The organism is Cytophaga sp., from assembly GCF_051961495.1.
Classification (GTDB): Bacteria; Bacteroidota; Bacteroidia; order Cytophagales; family Cytophagaceae; genus Cytophaga.
Genome location: NZ_JBQCDF010000049.1, coordinates 1 through 2,262 on the forward strand (window position 1 = coordinate 1; position 2,262 = coordinate 2,262).

General features: G+C 40.5%; 3 protein-coding genes. All 3 read left to right on the forward strand.

The window, feature by feature from the left end:
* Positions 1-1,386: arginine--tRNA ligase (gene argS / locus ACTHJT_RS02450; RefSeq protein ID WP_440236143.1), on the forward strand; the 1,386-nt coding region annotated here is incomplete at its 5' end.
* 4 nt (positions 1,387-1,390) lie between these two features.
* On the forward strand, positions 1,391-1,996 hold the full coding sequence (locus ACTHJT_RS02455) for a glutathione peroxidase (RefSeq protein ID WP_440236144.1): 606 nt from the start codon (positions 1,391-1,393) through the stop codon (positions 1,994-1,996).
* Between the two features lie 106 nt (positions 1,997-2,102).
* A partial coding sequence (locus ACTHJT_RS02460) for a metallophosphoesterase (RefSeq protein WP_440236145.1) occupies positions 2,103-2,262 on the forward strand: 160 nt, incomplete at its 3' end.

Sequence of the window (2,262 nt, forward strand, 5' to 3'; positions counted from 1 at the left end):
AACAACTTCCTGGGCTATTCCATCATTCAGATCCTTAAAGCCAATGGTTATGATGTTGTGAAAGCAAATCTGGTCAACGACCGTGGGATCCACATCTGTAAGTCCATGCTGGCTTACCAGAAATTCGGCTCAGGTGAAACACCTGCAAGTGCCGGCATAAAAGGAGATCACCTGGTTGGTAAATATTATGTTGCTTTTGATAAAGCGCTGAAAAAAGAAGTAGAAGTTTTGGTTGCTGCAGGCATTGAAGAAGAGAAAGCAAAGAAAGAAGCGCCGATCCTGAAAGAAGCCCAGGAAATGCTGTTGAAATGGGAGCAGGGAGACAAAGAAGTATACGATCTCTGGAAGACCATGAACGGCTGGGTATATGAAGGTTTCAACGCTACCTACAAAAAAATAGGCGTAACGTTCGACCATTTCTATTATGAATCAAACACCTATTTACTGGGTAAAGATCTGGTTGAAGAAGGCTTGGTAAAAGGTGTATTCAATAAGCGAGCCGACGGCTCTGTATGGATCGATCTTACAGCTGAAGGCCTGGATGAGAAACTGGTACTTCGTTCAGATGGCACGTCTGTATACATCACACAGGATTTAGGCACGGCAGAATTAAAATACAAAGATTTTGGCTGCAAGCGTTCCGTATATGTTGTAGGCAATGAGCAGGATTACCATTTCATTGTATTGATTCATATTCTGAAAAAATTAGGCAAGCCATATGCGAATGGCGTGTACCACATGTCTTACGGCATGGTTGATCTGCCGAGCGGTAAAATGAAATCCCGTGAAGGCACAGTCGTGGATGCTGATGATCTGGTAAATGAAATGATCGAAACTTCCAAGGCCCGCACGCTGGAACAGGGAAAAACAGAAGGCTTCACCGAAGATCAGGCCAATCATTTATATGAAATCCTGGGGCTTGGAGCTTTGAAATATTTCCTGTTAAAGGTTGATCCGAAAAAACGGATGATGTTCAACCCGGAAGAATCGATCGACTTCCAGGGGCATACCGGTCCCTTTATACAATACACGCATGCCCGTATTTCGGCGATATTGCGTAAATCGGTAGAGCTTGGTATTGATGAGAACCTGGCTAAAGATGGCACCATCAAAACCCTCCATCCGTTTGAAGTATCGGTACTGGAAATACTGAGCCGTTTCCCTGATAAGATCCGTGAAGCCGGGGCAGATTATTCACCTTCAACCATTGCCAATTATATCTTTGATTTAGCAAAGGAATATAACAGATTTTATGCGGAAGTTTCTATCTTTCAGGAAACAGACGAGCATCTTAAATCTCTGCGGATTGCTTTAAGCAAAGCCGTTGCAAAAACCATCAAAGATGGTATGCTCTTACTGGGTATTGAAGTTCCTGAAAAAATGTAATTCTATGAAACGATCATCTCTTAAACCAATTTGGCTCATGGCAATTCCTTATTCATTACTTATGTTTTTTTCCTCTTGTCTGGGAATCAATAAAGATGTAAAAAACAGACCGGCAGCAACTGAAATGACAACTAGCAGCAGTATTTATAACATTAAAGTAAATACCCTCGACGGCAAGCCTTTTGATCTTTCAACGCTTAAAGGCAAAAAGATTCTGATTGTAAATACAGCATCCAAGTGCGGATATACACCACAATATGAAGAACTCCAAAAACTACATGAACTGCATGGAGATTCCGTTGCGGTATTGGGCTTTCCATGCAATGATTTCGGTGGACAGGAAGCAGGTACAGAAGCTGAAATAGGTGCTTTCTGCCAAAAGAATTATGGCGTTACTTTTCAGATGTTTGAAAAGGTAAACATAAAAGGAAATGATATACATCCCTTGTATAAATGGTTAACTGATCCCAAGCAAAATGGTTGGAACAGCGATGCACCAGGATGGAATTTTTGTAAATACCTGATCAATGAGAAAGGCGAATTAACCAATTTCTACGGATCAGGTGTAAAGCCAATGAGTGCTGAAATTCTTTCCGCCATAAAAAAGTAGTAAACATTTGTAATAAAAACTCACCGCATCTCTGCAGAGAGTTTTTATATAGCTCAAATTAACCTATATTTAAGCAATGCAAATTGTATAGATTAATCTGAAAAGTTTGAGACGAACATTTGTCATAGCTGATATTCACGGTTGTTTTAAGACATTAAAAGCATTGATCGAAGATCAACTGCAGCCAACGAATGAAGATCAGTTTATTTTTTTGGGGGATTATATTGACCGCGGCCCCGACAGCAAAAGTGTAATTAATTATTTGA